Below are 13,035 nucleotides of genomic sequence, written 5' to 3'. Positions count from 1 at the left end.
GAAGGGTTCAACGCCCGGTCGGCGGGGTGTACTTGTAGCCGACCCGGCGCACCGTCTGGATCGACTGGCGGTGCTGGACACCCAGCTTGCGGCGCAGCCGCGCGATGTGGACGTCGACGGTGCGGCCGTCGCCCACGTGGCCGTAGCCCCACACCGTGGTGACCAGCTGGTCCCGGGTGTGCACCCGGTGCGGGTGCGCCACCAGGTGGGCGAGCAGCTCGAACTCCAGGTAGGTGAGGTCGAGTACGGTCCCGTCGACGCTCGCGGTGCGCCGCACGGGGTCGATCCGCACCAGCGGGTCGGCGTCCCCGGGAGCGTCCCCGTGGACGCCCGCGCGGCCGTCATGCGCGGCCGTGTCCTCCACCGCGACCGGCGGGAACGGCAGCCGCTGGTCGGCCGGGACCAGCACGAGGTAGCCGACCATGGGCGGCCGGCCGGGGAGCGCGGGCAGGGTGTGCTCGGGGGCGGGCAGCCAGGTGGCGCCGGGCGGCAGCAGGTCGGCCACGTCGACGACCTCGTCCCGGTCGACGGCCCGCAGCCGGTGGCGTGCGGGGTGTGCCGGGGCCGGGGTGGTGGCGGTCAGGGCGGTGGGGGAGAGGGAACGAGGGGTCGCCATGAGAGGTCAGCTCTTTCGCGCGAGGAGTTCGTCGGGAGGTGCGGCGGCCGCGACTCGTGGTCGGGGCGTGCCCAAGGACGTACGTCGTTCCGCGCTGGCCGGAGGCCGGGGTACGGCTTCAGAGGGCCCGCGCGTCGAACGCGCGGCAACAGACCCGGTCGAAGTCGTGGTGCTGACGGGACGGCCAGAACGGCTCCAGGTCATGGCGACCCGTCGCGATGCGGTTCTCGAAGCTGGCCATGGGCCCATTGAAGCAGACGCGGGCGCCCGGCAGGAGCCTCCTCTCACCTCTTGGACGCCTGCCCGGACACGCGGTTGACGCCGCGCCGGCCGGCCGGGCACGACGGAGGGGCGCCCGCCGTCGTGGCGGGCGCCCCTCCGGGGAAGCGGTGCGGATCAGACCTGGCCGGCCTTCTCCAGCGCGGAGCAGCAGGTGTCCACCAGCAGGCGGGTCACCACGTACGGGTCGACGTTGGCGTTCGGGCGGCGGTCCTCGATGTAGCCCTTGCCGTCCTTCTCGACCTGCCACGGGATGCGCACCGAGGCGCCGCGGTCGGAGACGCCGTAGGAGTACTTGTCCCACGGGGCGGTCTCGTGCAGGCCGGTCAGACGCTCGTCGATGCCGGCGCCGTAGTTCTTGACGTGGTCGAGCGGCTTGGACCCCTCGCCGAGCGACTCGCACGCGGTGATGATCGCGTCGTAGCCCTCGCGCATCGCCTTGGTGGAGAAGTTGGTGTGCGCGCCCGCGCCGTTCCAGTCGCCCTTCACCGGCTTGGGGTCGAGCGTCGCGGAGACACCGAAGTCCTCGGCGGTGCGGTACAGCAGCCAGCGGGCCACCCACAGGTGGTCGGAGACCTCCAGCGGGGAGACCGGACCGACCTGGAACTCCCACTGGCCCGGCATGACCTCGGCGTTGATGCCGGAGATGGCGAGCCCCGCCTTCAGGCAGTTGTCCAGGTGGGCCTCGACGACGTCACGGCCGAAGATCTCGTCGGAGCCGACACCGCAGTAGTAGCCGCCCTGGGGGGCCGGGAAGCCGTTCTCGGGGAAGCCCAGCGGGCGGGAGCCCTCGAAGAAGGTGTACTCCTGCTCGATGCCGAAGATCGGCTCCTGCGCGGCGAACCGCTCGGCGACCTCGGCGAGCGCCGCCCGCGTGTTGGACCGGTGCGGGGTCATGTCGATGTCGAGGACCTCGCACAGGACGAGGATGTCGTCGCCGCCGCGGATCGGGTCCGGGCAGGTGAAGACCGGCCTGAGCACACGGTCCGAGGAGTGGCCCTCGGCCTGGTTGGTGGAGGACCCGTCGAAGCCCCAGACCGGCAGCGTGTCGAGACCGGCGAAAGCACCCGTGATGATCTTCGTCTTCGAACGGAGCTTGGCCGTCGGCTCGGTGCCGTCGATCCAGATGTACTCAGCCTTGAAGGTCACGGGGCCACATCCTTCGGAGGTGTGTCGGGCGCACTCGGTGCGGGTGCTGCGGCTGCGGCACCGGGGCACCGCTCGATCTGCCGCGCAGCCTGTCAACAGGCCGTTTCCCGGCCATTGCCCGAATGTGAACCCCGTGTTACCTGGGGCTTCTATGCCGCGACTCACACGGTGAGGCGAACCGGGCCCGCGTGCGGCGGGCCGACGCGGACCGGTGCGAGGTGGGGGCCGGCGACCGCCACCCCCGCACGGTCGCCGGCCCCGGCCGGGCACGCCGCCTGTTCCTCCTGACCCCGGCGCACCTCGTCGCCGGGGCCGAGGCGGCGTGCCCGCACCGTGCCCTGCCGGTCCGGCCCGGTCTCACCCCACCTTCTCGATCACGGCACGGCGGATCAGGAACTTGCCCGGCTCACGGACCTGCTCGAAGGCGGCGTTGTTGAGCAGCACGCAACTGCCGGACACCGAGGTGACCTTCACGGTCGTGGACTTGTTGTTGTCCAGGTTGGTGACCTTCAGCGTCGTCCCCGCCGGGAACTGGTTGCTGGAGGCGGCCGGGGCGCCGGCCTCGCCGGAGAGCGTGACCGTGGAGCCCTTGCAGACCTGCTGGCCGGAGGCCGCGGCACCGCCGCCGGCGTTCCCCGCGGCACCGGCCTGCTGGCCGCCCGCCTGCTGGCCGCCCGCTTGCTGGCCGCCCGCCTGCTGGTTGCCGTTGGCGTTGCCCTTGCCGGCGTTGCCCTGCTGGTTGGCGTTGCCCTGCTGACCGTTGCCGTTCTGCGCCTGCTGGGAGCCCTGAGCCGACTCCCCAACCGTGCATCCGGCGGCCTTCTGCTGGACCTCGATCTGCTTGATGACCGCCTCGCGGTTGGCGATCCGGGCCGCCGACTGCGCGTCCGGTTTCGCCTTCTGGTCCGCGATGAACCGGTCGTTGTTGCCGTGCGCCGTGGCCAGTCCCTGGCAGACGGTCGAGTCCCCGGCGGACAGGGTCCGGGCGTTCTGCGGCTGCGCGGCGTTCGAGGTCGACGCCAGTGCGAAGGCCCCGCCGCCCGCCACCGCCGCGGCACTGACGAGCAGCGCGATCTTCTTCTTCGTGCCGAGAGTTCTCCTGCGCGACATGCGCGCCTCCTGAAGAGGTAGGGGAGCGTACGCCGCTATGTACGAGATCCCGAACGCTGTTACTCAGCGGTCGGGGGGGTGATCGAAGTAACCTGCGTCACAAGGGGAGTTGAGCTCTGCTCAGTTCTTGCCCCGGGAGAGCGCGTCCTGGACGGCCTCGTCGGTCCTGGCCACCAGCGCGGTGCCGTCGTCGGCCGTGATGATGGGCCGCTGGATGAGCCCCGGGTGCTCGGCGAGCGCCGTGATCCAGCGGTCCCGCGCGCTCTCGTCGCGCGCCCAGTCCCCCAGGCCCAGCTCCTTGGCGGCGGCCTCCTGGGTGCGGGTGATGTCCCACGGCTCGAGCCCGAGCCGGTCGAGCACGGCCCTGATCTCGTCCTCGCTCGGCACGTCCTCCAGGTAGCGGCGCACGGTGTAGTCCGCCCCCTCGGCGTCGAGCAGGGTGAGTGCGCTGCGGCACTTCGAGCAGGCCGGGTTGATCCAGATCTCCATGCCGCACACGGTACGCGAAACCCGTTCTGCACGTGCGTCACGACAGCCCCGAAAGCCCTTGTGGCCAGGGGCTTTTGTCAGTGGTGGGTCGTAGAATAGAAGCAGTGTTCGAGGACATCGCCGGAGCCTTCCGGTGGGTGCCCTGACCGCGACAGGAGGATGCCCGTGCCCGCTGCCGCCCTGACGACCAAGCTGCTGCCGACCCAGTCCACCGCCAAGCGTCCCGTCCGGCTCGACTCGCCCTACGCGCCGGCGGAGAAGTCCCCGCTGCCGGCCGGCCGGCCGCGTGAGTGGTACGTGACGCACAACCGGCGCCTGAAGGCCATGCGCCTCGCCATCGCCCTGCTCGACTCCGGTGTCTACCTGCCGGCCCAGGCCCGCGACGAGACGATCCGCAGCACGGCGGAGCGGCTCGGCATACACCCGCCGTCGGCCACGACGTGCCACATGGTGCGGGCGTTCATGCGCTACTCCCGCTGAACCGGGGGACCCGGGTGCCCCGTGCCGGTGCGGGGCACCCGGGTCCGTACGCCGGCGTCCCTCACGCGGACAGCGTGCGCTCCAGCGGTGTGCGGAACCGGGGTGTCACCCTCGTCGTCCCCAGCCACGCCCGCAGCCGTTCGGCCTGCGCCGCCACCGCGGCCTCCGCCTCCCGGCCCACGCCGGCCCCGGGGATCCGCCAGACGATCTCGCCGTCCGGCCGCTGCGCCCAGCCGCCCACCACCCGGCCGTCCCACCACACCGTCGGGCCCACGTTGCCGCTGCGGTCGTACAGCAGCGGGCGCAGCTCCGGGGCCAGGTACCAGTCGCGCCCCTGCCAGGCCATCGCCGTCGGATCCAGACCGGGCAGCAGGGCGGCCCACGGCTCCCCGGGCGACTCGACCGGACCCTCGTCACCGGCGGCGACATGACCCGTGCCCTCGTCGAGGGACACCTCCCGCGCCCCGATCGCCGACAGCGCCCGGCGGACCTCCGTCACCCGCCAGCCGGTCCACCACTTCAGGTCGGCCTCGGTCGCCGGCCCGCAGGCCCGCAGCCACCGCTCCAGCAGGGCCGACTGCGCCCCGGCCACGTCGAGTTCCGGATGCTCGGGGGCGGGCGCCCAGCGGAACTGGCTCGACGTCCAGGAGCCGAGCGGGCGGCCGCGTACCACCTTCCCCTCGACGCCGAGCACGCGCAGCAGCCGGGAGGAGACCGTGTGGACGCCCTCGTAGCTCTTGCCCGGCGCGTACACGAACCGCTCGCGCAGCCGCGGTTCGTCCGCCGTCAGCTCCGCCGCCGTCGCCTGGCCGCGCCGGGCCAGCGCGGCCAGGGTGGCCGCCTCGACCTCCGCGAGCCAGGCCGCGTCCGGCGCGCCGGCCCCGGCCATGTCCTTGAGCAGCGAGGCGCGTTCCCGGGCGGCCACCGCGAGGCCCGTCGAGGCGTGCACGACGGCCGTGAGCCCGGTGGGGAACACGAACACCGTGTGCCGCATGCCGTGCATCCGGACCAGCGTGCGGTCCTCGTACAGCGCCCGCTCCGTCCCGGCCACCGCCTTCGCCGGGTCGGCCAGCCGGGCGGCCACCGCCAGGTACACCGTCGCCGGGTCCGTGCCGTGCAGGGCCACCAGCGAGTCCGCGACCTCCTCCGGGGCCGCCGCCCACGCCGAGGGTGCGAGGCGGTGGCGCAGGGCCAGCCGGGCCCGCCGCTCCGCCACACCGATGTGCCGCCGTCCGTCCGCCATGCCGACCTCCGTCGCTCACCATGCCCACCGCGCAGCATCGCAGACACCACCGACAGCCCGCCCCGTCACCCGTTCGCCGTACTCCGGGTGCGGCGGCCCGCCCCACCGGACTTCACTGCCAGCAGGACCAGCAGGAGGTGACGGCAGACGCGGAGAGCCGCGGGAACGGCGGAACCGCGGCACCGCGGATCCGTAGAGAGAGGCCGCCCCATGAGCAGCGCCCCATGAGCACCCCCACGGACCGCGCCCGGCGCGGCACGCCCGAGGACCGCGCCCGGCACGGCCGGGCGGCCCGCAAGGACGTGCCCCGCTCCGCACACGCCCTCTGGCTGCCCTCCGCCGACCGGCCCGACCCTGTCGCCACGCTGGAGCGGCAGGACCGGGACCGGCTGCCGGAGCTGCGGCCGGTCAGGTACGGGCGGATGGCCGCCTCGCCGCTGTCCTTCCTGCGCGGCGCCGCCGCCGTGATGGCCGCCGATCTGGCCGTCCAGCCGCACACGGGGCTCCACGTGCAGCTGTGCGGCGACGCGCACCTGCTCAACTTCGGCCGGCACACCTCCCCGGAACGCGCGCTCCTGCTCGACCTCCGCGACTTCGACGAGACCTTCCCCGGCCCCTTCGAGTGGGACGTCAAGCGGCTCGCGGCCAGTGTCGCCGTGGCCGCCCTGGAGAACGGGCACGCCCGCGCGAGGGCCCGTGAGGCGGCCCGGGCGGCCGTCACCGGCTACCGCACCACCATGCGCCGGCTGGCCGGGCTCGGGGAACTGGCCGTCTGGTACGAGCGGGTCGACGCGGACAGCCTGCTGCCCCTGGTCCGCTCCGCCGGCCGCCGGCGCGGCATGGGTTCCAGCCTCACCCGGGCCCGCCGCCGGACCAGCCTCCAGGCGCTGGGCAAGCTGACGGAGGTGGTCGACGGGCGGCTGCGCATCGTCCACGACCCGCCGCTGCTGGAACCCGCGGGACCCGCGGACATGGCCACCCTGCGCAAGGCCTTCAGCGACTACCGCTCCACGCTCACCGAGGAGCGCCGCCACCTCCTCGACCGCTACCGCTTCGTGGACGCCGCCCGCAAGGTCGTCGGGGTCGGCGGTGTCGGCATGCGCTGCTTCGTGGTCCTGCTCGCCGGGCGGGACGCCGACGACCCGCTCTTCCTGCAGCTCAAGGAGGCGCGGACCTCGGTCCTCGAGGCGCACCTGCCGAACGGGCCGTACGTCCACCCCGGGCACCGGGTGGTCTCCGGGCAGCGGCTGCTGCAGGCGGCCCCCGACCTCTTCCTCGGCTGGGTGAGCGGGCCGCAGGGCCGCGCCTTCTACTGGCGCCGGCTGCGCGACACGAAGGACTGCGCCGAGGTCGCGGGCCTCGGGCCGGCCGCTCTGCTCGGCTACGCCCGGCTGTGCGGCACCGTTCTGGCCCGGGCCCACGCCCGCTCCGGCGACCGCATCGCCATCGCCGCCTACCTCGGCGGCTCCGGCGGGTTCGACCGCGCCGTGGCCGAGTTCGCCCTGACCTACGCCGACCTGACCGCCGCCGACCACGCCGACCTGGGCGCGGCCGTCGCGGCGGGCGTGGTGACGGCGGAGCCCGGCGCGTGACCCCGCACCGCCCGGACGGAGCGCGGGCCTAGGCGGCCGCGTCGGGTGCCGCTCCGCCGAGCAGGGCGGTGACGAACGCGCGCCGGTCCTCCGGGTGGTCGTGGAACCACTGGCCGAGCCGGTGCCCGGCGTCCGGGAACTCCAGGCGGGTGAACCGGGCGCGGGCCGCGAGCGCGTCCCGCACCGCGTCCGTCACCTCCGGCGGGATGACGGCGTCCGTGCCCGGCACCGCCAGCACCGCCCGGCCCTCGTACGACCGCAGGGCCGTCAGCGCGGGCGAGTCCCGCCAGCCGCCCGGGATGCGGATGATCTCGCTGAACCGCCCGTCGCCCGTCCCGAAGGGCTCCGCCCAGGCGTCGGACGCGTACACGGCCGGTGCGCACAGGCCGACGGCCGTCACCCGGCGCCCGTAGTGGCGTACCAGGTCCGCGACCGTCTGCCCGCTCATGCTGAACCCCACCAGCACCAGCGGGCCGGGGGCCGGCGCGTGCGCGTCGACCACCGCCACCGCCTGCTCGAAGCGCCGCCGCAGACTCAGCTCCGCGAGCGCGCCGGTGCTTTCGCCGTGCCCCGAGAAGTCGAAGGCCAGCCCGTGGCCGCCGTGCGCCGCGACGTCGGCGAGCAGCGGCAGCAGCCGCTCCTTGCAGCCGTCGCCCGCGCCGTGCAGCAGGACGACGGTCGCCCGCCCGGCGGCCCCCGCGCTCACCGCGCTGAGCCGCTCACCGTCGTGGGCGTGGATGAATTCCTTCGGGGGGTACGGGAGTTCGCTCATGCGCCCATTCACCCACAGCCGCCGGACCGGGCGCCGGACCGGGTGCCGCGTCACAGGCCGGGGGCGCCCCACACCGGGAACCAGCGGCTCAGGTCCTGCTCGGTCCTGAGGTCGCTCGCGAGGGCCGCCTTCACCTGGAGTTCCAGGGCGCTGTCCCGGCGCTCGGCGGTGCCGGGCAGGGGCGCGAACGGGTAGAACGTGCCGCGCTTGTACAGGTAGACCAGGCCCAGGCGGCGTCCGCGCCCGTCCTCGAAGGCGACGAGGGAGCAGAGGAGCTGCGGCCCGAAGCCGTTGATCTCCATCGAGCTGTTCACCGCGTGCAGGTCGTTGACGAGCTGCGGAAGCTGGCCGGGGGAGCGGCGGGAGACCAGCCAGGAGTAGCCGTAGCCGTCCTGGGTCAGTTCCACCGGGGGGCCGGTGCGGTCGGCGTCCGCGTCGAGCAGGGCCTGCACCTCCCGGTGGGTCTGCTCGAAGGCCGCGCCCTCGACCGTGGCGAAGCACACCGCGCCCACCCCGGTCGGGGTGAACCCGGCCGCCGCCTCCAGGGTCACCGCCGCCGAGGGCAGTGCGAACAACTGGTCCAGATCCGGCGCGACCGGTTTGGTACGGCCGAGGAGGATGTCCAGCAGCCCCATCCTCAGCCCGCCTTCCCGGGCGCGGCCGCCTCGCCCAGCTCGGCGGAGATCCGCCCGAGCTGGTCGAGCCGCTGCTCCAGGGTGGGGTGGGTGGAGAAGAAGCGCTCGATGCCGGGCTCCTTGCCGGTCGCCGGGGTGAAGTAGAAGGCGTTGAACGCCTGGGCGGTGCGCAGGTCCTCGGTCGGGATCCGGGCGATGTCCCCGGAGACCTTGGTGAGCGCCGACGCCAGCGCCGAGGGCCGGCCGGTCAGGTGCGCGGCCGCCCGGTCCGCCGCCAGCTCCCGGTACCGGGACAGGGCGCGGATCAGCAGGAAGCTGATCGCGTACACGGCCGCGGAGACACCGATGACGGTGACGAAGACGACGGCGGTGTTCTGGTCCCTGCGACCGCCGCCGAACAGCTGCGAGTAGAAGGCGAACCGTACGATCAGGCCCGCGATCACGCCGAGGAACGAGGCGATGGTGATCACGGCGACGTCCTTGTGCGCCACGTGCGACAGCTCGTGGGCGAGCACACCCTCCAGCTCGGCGGGCTCGAGGCGGCGCAGCAGGCCCGTGGTCACGCAGACCACGGCGTGGTCGGGATTGCGCCCGGTCGCGAACGCGTTGGGCATGCCCATGTCGGACACGGCGACCACCGGCTTGGGCATGTCGGCGATCGCGCACAGCCGGTCGACCACCGCGTGCAGCTCGGGATACTCCTCGCGCTCCACGACCCGCCCGCGCATGGCGAACATGGCGATCCGGTCGGAGTACCAGAACTGGGCCACGAACATCGCCCCGACCAGCACCACGACCAGCAGCCAGGACTTCAGCAGCACGATCAACGCGGCGACGAAGGCCACGTACAGAAGCCCGAGCAGGAACAGCGTGACCGTCATCCGCACGGTCAGGCGCCGATCGCTCCGGAAGCGGCTCTGCATCTTGCATCACCCCGCAGTCAGGCACTCGTCCCGACTCCAGTGTGCACCTGCCGCATGCCATGAGGTGGTCCCGAGCGGCCCTAGGAGCGGCAAAAGCTCCCGGTGAGCGGCCCGCGCCGCCGCACGGCACCGGCGGGTGCGGCGGCCCGGGGGGTCTCCTGAGCGGGTGGGCGGGAAGGGCTCGGTAAGAGCTCAGTAGGGCGAGTGCAGCTGGGCGTAGCCCAGCAGGACTATCACCGCGGCCACGCAGCCGAGGACGACGGCCGTGGACACCCACGACGACCGCCGCGTCCGCACCGGGTCCGGGTCGGCCCGGAACGGCGCCGGGTCCGGCGGGTTCTCCTTCCAGCGGGCGGCGAGCATCCGGGCCCGGGCTGAGGGCTCCTTGTGCTCTGCGGAGTTCGCCCACCTGTGGTCGAACTCGCGCTCCCAGTCGTCCTGTTCAGTCATCCCCGTTCAACCTCTCTCGTCCGGCGGAGCCAAGAGGATGATCCCCCGAGAGTAGGAAGCCTGGGAAGCGGCGCTGGTCGCCCGAGATGCTGGGGGGTGGCCCGACGGTTATCGTTTACGAGTGAGAGCCGCACCGCAGGGTGCCCGAAGTCGTCTGCCCTGCTTCTCACACTCGTGCGGCACCCCTACGACCGCGCCGGACTCTTCACTCCGAGGTCGCGGCCATCCGTCTCGTGCCCGGAAAGCCGCACGAGGGGTGGAAGGAAGGTGGATCCATGAATGCACACCGCGCGAAGCGTCTGGCCGCGCTGTCCGCCGTCGGCGTCCTGATGGCCGGCGGAGCCGCGATCGGTACGGCAGGTGCCGCGTCGGCGGCGACCCCGACCCAGGTGCACACGGGCGGGGGCTGCTACTACAACAACTGGTGGGGCGGCAACTGCTTCAACCGCAACGACTTCTTCCGCAACAACTTCAACGGCTTCAACAACGGCTTCAACAACGTGCCCGTCGTGGTGGTCGTGGTGTCCTGACCCCGGCCGGTACCGCGCACGACGGAGGGCCGTCACCCGGAAATTCGCTCCCGGGTGGCGGCCCTCGGCGTTGCCGGCATCAGTCTCCGCCGCAGCAGCCGCGGGCGGCTCCCGCGTCGGCGCTCTTGCCGAGGGTGTCGGCGTCGGCCTTGACCACGTACACCTCCCAGGGCTCCCTGCCGGGTCCGTGCACCCAGACCTTGTCCTGGAGGGCGTAGCAGCAGGAGGTGTCGTTCTCCTCGAAGGTGGCCAGTCCCGCGTCCTTCAGCCGGCCGGCGGCGGCGCCGACCTGCTCGGTGGAGTCGACCTCGACGCCGAGGTGGTCCAGGCGGGTCTCCTCGCCGGGCTCGCCCTCGATGAGCACGAGCTTGAGCGGGGGCTCGGCGATGGCGAAGTTGGCGTAGCCCTCGCGCCGCTTGGCCGGTTCGGTGCCGAACAGCTTCGCGTAGAAGGTGATCGACGCTTCCAGGTCGCTGACGCGCAGGGCGAGCTGGGCACGGGACATGGCAGGGCTCCCATCGGCTTGCATTGATGTCTGTCGATGCAAGGTTGTGCCTTGGATCGACAGATGTCAACATAGACGCATGTCGAAGCAAGAACTCGTGGTGCTCGGGCAGGACGGCGGGGACGGCGCGTGCTGTCCCGGGACGGTCACCGCACCGCTGGACGAGGACCGGGCGGCGGAGCTGGCGAAGCTGTTCAAGGCGCTGGGCGACCCCGTCCGGCTGCGCCTGCTGTCGATGATCGCCTCGCGGGCGGGCGGCGAGGTCTGCGTCTGCGACCTGACCCCGGCCTTCGACCTGTCGCAGCCGACGATCTCGCACCACCTCAAGCTGCTGCGTCAGGCCGGTCTGATCGACTGCGAGCGCAGGGGCACGTGGGTCCACTACTGGGCGCTGCCCGCCACTCTCGACCGGCTCGCCGCCTTCCTGAAGACGGCGCGGACCGCCGGGGTGAGCGCGTGACCGCCCCGCTGGGACGCCGTGCCCTGGCCGAGGCCGTGGGGTCGGCCGCCCTGGTCGCGGTGGTCGTCGGCTCCGGCATCCAGGCCACCGAGCTGTCGAGGGACGTCGGCGTGCAACTGCTGGCCAACTCGCTGGCCACCGTCTTCGGCCTGGGCGTGCTCATCGTCCTGCTCGGGCCGGTCTCGGGCGCGCACTTCAACCCGGTCGTCACCCTCGCGGCCTGGCTCACCGGCCGCGGTGGCGGGGACGGGCCGACCGCGCGGGACGTCGCCGCCTACCTCCCGGCCCAGACCGCGGGCGCCGTCGCCGGTGCCGTCCTGGCCGACGCCATGTTCGGCAAGCCGCTCGTGCACTGGTCCACCCACGACCGGTCCGCCGGTCACCTGTGGCTGGGCGAGGTGGTCGCGACGGCCGGACTCGTCCTGCTGATCTTCGGACTGACCCGTACGGGACGGGCCCACCTCGGTCCCGTGGCGGTGGCGTCCTACATCGGCGCCGCCTACTGGTTCACGTCCTCCACCTCGTTCGCCAATCCGGCCGTCACCGTCGGACGCGCCTTCACGGACACCTTCGCCGGTATCGCCCCCACCTCCCTCGGCCCGTTCGTCGCGGCCCAACTGGTCGGCGCCGCGCTCGGACTGGGGCTGGTCCTCGCGGTGTTCGGGCGCCCGGCACCCGCACCCGCCGGCACCGCGCCGCTTCGGGACGAACCCGAACTCGCCGCCCCCGCACTCCCCTGACCAGGCCGCTCCCCGTTCCCCTTTCCCACCCCCGGTTCCCGAGAAGGACACCCGCGATGAACCCCCCTGCCGAGCGTCCGTCCGTGCTGTTCGTCTGCGTCCACAACGCCGGGCGTTCCCAGATGGCCGCGGCGTTCCTCACCCATCTCGCGGGCGACCGCGTCCAGGTGCGCTCCGCCGGGTCCGCGCCCGCGAGCACGGTCAACCCGGCCGTCGTCGAAGCGATGGCGGAGGCGGGCGTCGACATCTCCGCCGAGGTGCCCAAGATCCTCACCGTGGAAGCGGTCCAGGCGTCCGACGTGGTCATCACCATGGGCTGCGGCGACACCTGCCCGGTCTTCCCGGGCAAGCGCTACCTCGACTGGGCGCTCCCCGATCCGGCCGGCCAGGGGGTCGCCGCCGTCCGCCCCATCCGCGACGAGATCGCCCGGCGCGTCCGCGCACTGCTCGCCGAGATCACCCCCGGGAGCCAGGTGTGAGCGAGGCGGGCGTGAGTGGGCCGGGAGGGCGCGAGGCGGCCGGAGTGCGCGTCGTGCCCATGGAGGGCCGCCACGCCGCCGAGGTCCTCGCGGTCTACCGGCTCGGGATCGACGAGGGTGACGCCACGTTCGAGACGGCGGCGCCGAGCTGGGAGCAGTTCGACGCCGCCAAGCTGCCGGAACACCGGTACGTCGCCGTCGACGAGACGGACAGGGTGCTGGGCTGGGTCGCGGCCGTGCCGGTGTCCGACCGGTGTGCCTACGCCGGGGTGGTCGAACACTCGGTGTACGTCCACCCCGACGCCCGCGGCCGGGGGATCGGCCTGGTCCTGCTGCGCGCGCTGATCGCCTCGACCGAGGCGGCGGGCATCTGGACCGTCCAGTCCGGTGTCTTCCCCGAGAACACCGGCAGCCTCGCCCTCCACCGCAAGGCGGGCTTCCGCGTCATCGGCACCCGCGAACGCATCGGCCGGCACCACGGGGTGTGGCGCGACGTCGTCCTGATCGAACGACGCAGCCCCGTGATCGCCTAGCCGGACCGCCGGGCAGGTGAAAGCGTGCCGGGCGGTCCGGGGCCGGCGTG

The 13,035-nt window shown here is 73.2% G+C and carries 18 protein-coding genes; 7 read left to right on the top strand and 11 right to left on the bottom strand.

Annotation, left to right across the window (positions count from 1 at the left end):
* Positions 1 to 7: 7 nt before the first annotated feature.
* From PV343_RS34765 to PV343_RS34745, 5 genes are all read right to left on the bottom strand, one after another.
* Positions 8 to 616: a winged helix-turn-helix domain-containing protein gene (locus PV343_RS34765; protein ID WP_319151021.1), complete on the bottom strand. Its 609-nt coding sequence runs from the start codon at positions 614 to 616 to the stop codon at positions 8 to 10.
* Positions 617 to 734: 118 nt separating this feature from the next.
* The gene (locus PV343_RS34760; protein ID WP_319151020.1) at positions 735 to 857 is read right to left on the bottom strand and encodes a hypothetical protein; all 123 of its coding nucleotides are present in this window, start codon (positions 855 to 857) and stop codon (positions 735 to 737) included.
* 155 nt (positions 858 to 1,012) lie between these two features.
* Entirely contained in the window at positions 1,013 to 2,044 is a 1,032-nt protein-coding gene (gene glnII / locus PV343_RS34755; protein ID WP_319151019.1) for a glutamine synthetase, read from the bottom strand.
* 357 nt (positions 2,045 to 2,401) lie between these two features.
* A complete protein-coding gene (locus PV343_RS34750; protein ID WP_319151018.1) occupies positions 2,402 to 3,154 on the bottom strand; it encodes a hypothetical protein in 753 nt (250 codons plus the stop codon).
* Between the two features lie 120 nt (positions 3,155 to 3,274).
* Complete coding sequence (locus PV343_RS34745; RefSeq protein ID WP_319151017.1) at positions 3,275 to 3,643, bottom strand: arsenate reductase family protein; 369 nt, start codon at positions 3,641 to 3,643, stop codon at positions 3,275 to 3,277.
* A 165-nt stretch (positions 3,644 to 3,808) separates the two neighbouring features.
* On the opposite strand from PV343_RS34745, the gene PV343_RS34740 reads away from it, so the two are divergent.
* Complete coding sequence (locus PV343_RS34740; RefSeq protein WP_319151016.1) at positions 3,809 to 4,123, top strand: hypothetical protein; 315 nt, start codon at positions 3,809 to 3,811, stop codon at positions 4,121 to 4,123.
* Positions 4,124 to 4,184: 61 nt separating this feature from the next.
* On the opposite strand, the gene PV343_RS34735 is transcribed toward PV343_RS34740, so the two are convergent.
* Complete coding sequence (locus tag PV343_RS34735; protein WP_319151015.1) at positions 4,185 to 5,366, bottom strand: winged helix DNA-binding domain-containing protein; 1,182 nt, start codon at positions 5,364 to 5,366, stop codon at positions 4,185 to 4,187.
* A 224-nt stretch (positions 5,367 to 5,590) separates the two neighbouring features.
* Here PV343_RS34735 and PV343_RS34730 point away from each other — a divergent pair, with 224 nt between their 5' ends.
* Positions 5,591 to 6,958, top strand: coding sequence for a DUF2252 domain-containing protein (locus tag PV343_RS34730; protein ID WP_319151014.1), 1,368 nt, complete (start codon positions 5,591 to 5,593; stop codon positions 6,956 to 6,958).
* 28 nt (positions 6,959 to 6,986) lie between these two features.
* Here the strand turns inward: PV343_RS34730 and PV343_RS34725 are convergent, their stop codons facing one another.
* The 4 genes from PV343_RS34725 to PV343_RS34710 form a co-directional block, all read right to left on the bottom strand.
* Positions 6,987 to 7,730, bottom strand: coding sequence for an alpha/beta hydrolase (locus PV343_RS34725; RefSeq protein ID WP_319151013.1), 744 nt, complete (start codon positions 7,728 to 7,730; stop codon positions 6,987 to 6,989).
* A 50-nt stretch (positions 7,731 to 7,780) separates the two neighbouring features.
* Positions 7,781 to 8,365 (bottom strand): PspA-associated protein PspAB, encoded by a 585-nt coding sequence (gene pspAB, locus PV343_RS34720; protein ID WP_319151012.1) that lies wholly within the window; start codon positions 8,363 to 8,365, stop codon positions 7,781 to 7,783.
* A gap of 2 nt (positions 8,366 to 8,367) precedes the next feature.
* Positions 8,368 to 9,288 carry a zinc metalloprotease HtpX gene (gene htpX / locus PV343_RS34715; RefSeq protein WP_319151011.1) on the bottom strand — a complete coding sequence of 307 codons (921 nt, stop codon included), beginning with the start codon at positions 9,286 to 9,288 and terminating at the stop codon, positions 8,368 to 8,370.
* A gap of 192 nt (positions 9,289 to 9,480) precedes the next feature.
* Complete coding sequence (locus PV343_RS34710) at positions 9,481 to 9,738, bottom strand: hypothetical protein (RefSeq protein WP_319151010.1); 258 nt, start codon at positions 9,736 to 9,738, stop codon at positions 9,481 to 9,483.
* A gap of 275 nt (positions 9,739 to 10,013) precedes the next feature.
* Between PV343_RS34710 and PV343_RS34705 the strand changes: the two genes are divergently transcribed.
* Entirely contained in the window at positions 10,014 to 10,268 is a 255-nt protein-coding gene (locus tag PV343_RS34705; RefSeq protein WP_319151009.1) for a hypothetical protein, read from the top strand.
* Positions 10,269 to 10,347: 79 nt separating this feature from the next.
* Here PV343_RS34705 and PV343_RS34700 read toward each other — a convergent pair whose 3' ends face one another.
* On the bottom strand, positions 10,348 to 10,773 hold the full coding sequence (locus PV343_RS34700; protein ID WP_319151008.1) for an ArsI/CadI family heavy metal resistance metalloenzyme: 426 nt from the start codon (positions 10,771 to 10,773) through the stop codon (positions 10,348 to 10,350).
* A gap of 79 nt (positions 10,774 to 10,852) precedes the next feature.
* Between PV343_RS34700 and PV343_RS34695 the strand changes: the two genes are divergently transcribed.
* The 4 genes from PV343_RS34695 to PV343_RS34680 are packed head-to-tail and all read left to right on the top strand — an operon-like array spanning position 10,853 to position 12,985.
* Entirely contained in the window at positions 10,853 to 11,233 is a 381-nt protein-coding gene (locus PV343_RS34695) for an ArsR/SmtB family transcription factor (RefSeq protein ID WP_319151007.1), read from the top strand.
* Positions 11,230 to 11,973, top strand: a complete 744-nt coding sequence (locus PV343_RS34690) for an aquaporin (protein ID WP_319151006.1) — start codon at positions 11,230 to 11,232, stop codon at positions 11,971 to 11,973. Before PV343_RS34695 ends, PV343_RS34690 begins: the two co-directional genes overlap by 4 nt.
* Positions 11,974 to 12,029: 56 nt before the next feature.
* Entirely contained in the window at positions 12,030 to 12,452 is a 423-nt protein-coding gene (locus PV343_RS34685) for an arsenate reductase ArsC (protein ID WP_319151005.1), read from the top strand.
* A gap of 59 nt (positions 12,453 to 12,511) precedes the next feature.
* Positions 12,512 to 12,985, top strand: coding sequence for a GNAT family N-acetyltransferase (locus tag PV343_RS34680; RefSeq protein WP_319151049.1), 474 nt, complete (start codon positions 12,512 to 12,514; stop codon positions 12,983 to 12,985).
* Positions 12,986 to 13,035 lie beyond the last annotated feature (50 nt).

The sequence above is a fragment of the Streptomyces sp. WI03-4A genome (assembly GCF_033792105.1).
Classification (GTDB): Bacteria; Actinomycetota; Actinomycetes; order Streptomycetales; family Streptomycetaceae; genus Streptomyces; species Streptomyces collinus_A.
Note: the sequence above shows the minus strand (reverse complement) of the source record. Positions and strands in the feature narration are given on the sequence as shown.

Coding starts and splice junctions, on each gene's coding strand:
- PV343_RS34765 (WP_319151021.1), bottom strand. CDS start 616: ATGGCGACCCCTCGTTCCCTCTCCCCCACCGCCCTGACCGCCACCACC.
- PV343_RS34760 (WP_319151020.1), bottom strand. CDS start 857: ATGGCCAGCTTCGAGAACCGCATCGCGACGGGTCGCCATGACCTGGAG.
- PV343_RS34750 (WP_319151018.1), bottom strand. CDS start 3,154: ATGTCGCGCAGGAGAACTCTCGGCACGAAGAAGAAGATCGCGCTGCTC.
- PV343_RS34745 (WP_319151017.1), bottom strand. CDS start 3,643: ATGGAGATCTGGATCAACCCGGCCTGCTCGAAGTGCCGCAGCGCACTC.
- PV343_RS34735 (WP_319151015.1), bottom strand. CDS start 5,366: ATGGCGGACGGACGGCGGCACATCGGTGTGGCGGAGCGGCGGGCCCGG.
- PV343_RS34730 (WP_319151014.1), top strand. CDS start 5,591: ATGAGCACCCCCACGGACCGCGCCCGGCGCGGCACGCCCGAGGACCGC.
- PV343_RS34725 (WP_319151013.1), bottom strand. CDS start 7,730: ATGAGCGAACTCCCGTACCCCCCGAAGGAATTCATCCACGCCCACGAC.
- pspAB (WP_319151012.1), bottom strand. CDS start 8,365: ATGGGGCTGCTGGACATCCTCCTCGGCCGTACCAAACCGGTCGCGCCG.
- htpX (WP_319151011.1), bottom strand. CDS start 9,288: ATGCAGAGCCGCTTCCGGAGCGATCGGCGCCTGACCGTGCGGATGACG.
- PV343_RS34710 (WP_319151010.1), bottom strand. CDS start 9,738: ATGACTGAACAGGACGACTGGGAGCGCGAGTTCGACCACAGGTGGGCG.
- PV343_RS34705 (WP_319151009.1), top strand. CDS start 10,014: ATGAATGCACACCGCGCGAAGCGTCTGGCCGCGCTGTCCGCCGTCGGC.
- PV343_RS34700 (WP_319151008.1), bottom strand. CDS start 10,773: ATGTCCCGTGCCCAGCTCGCCCTGCGCGTCAGCGACCTGGAAGCGTCG.
- PV343_RS34695 (WP_319151007.1), top strand. CDS start 10,853: ATGTCGAAGCAAGAACTCGTGGTGCTCGGGCAGGACGGCGGGGACGGC.
- PV343_RS34685 (WP_319151005.1), top strand. CDS start 12,030: ATGAACCCCCCTGCCGAGCGTCCGTCCGTGCTGTTCGTCTGCGTCCAC.
- PV343_RS34680 (WP_319151049.1), top strand. CDS start 12,512: ATGGAGGGCCGCCACGCCGCCGAGGTCCTCGCGGTCTACCGGCTCGGG.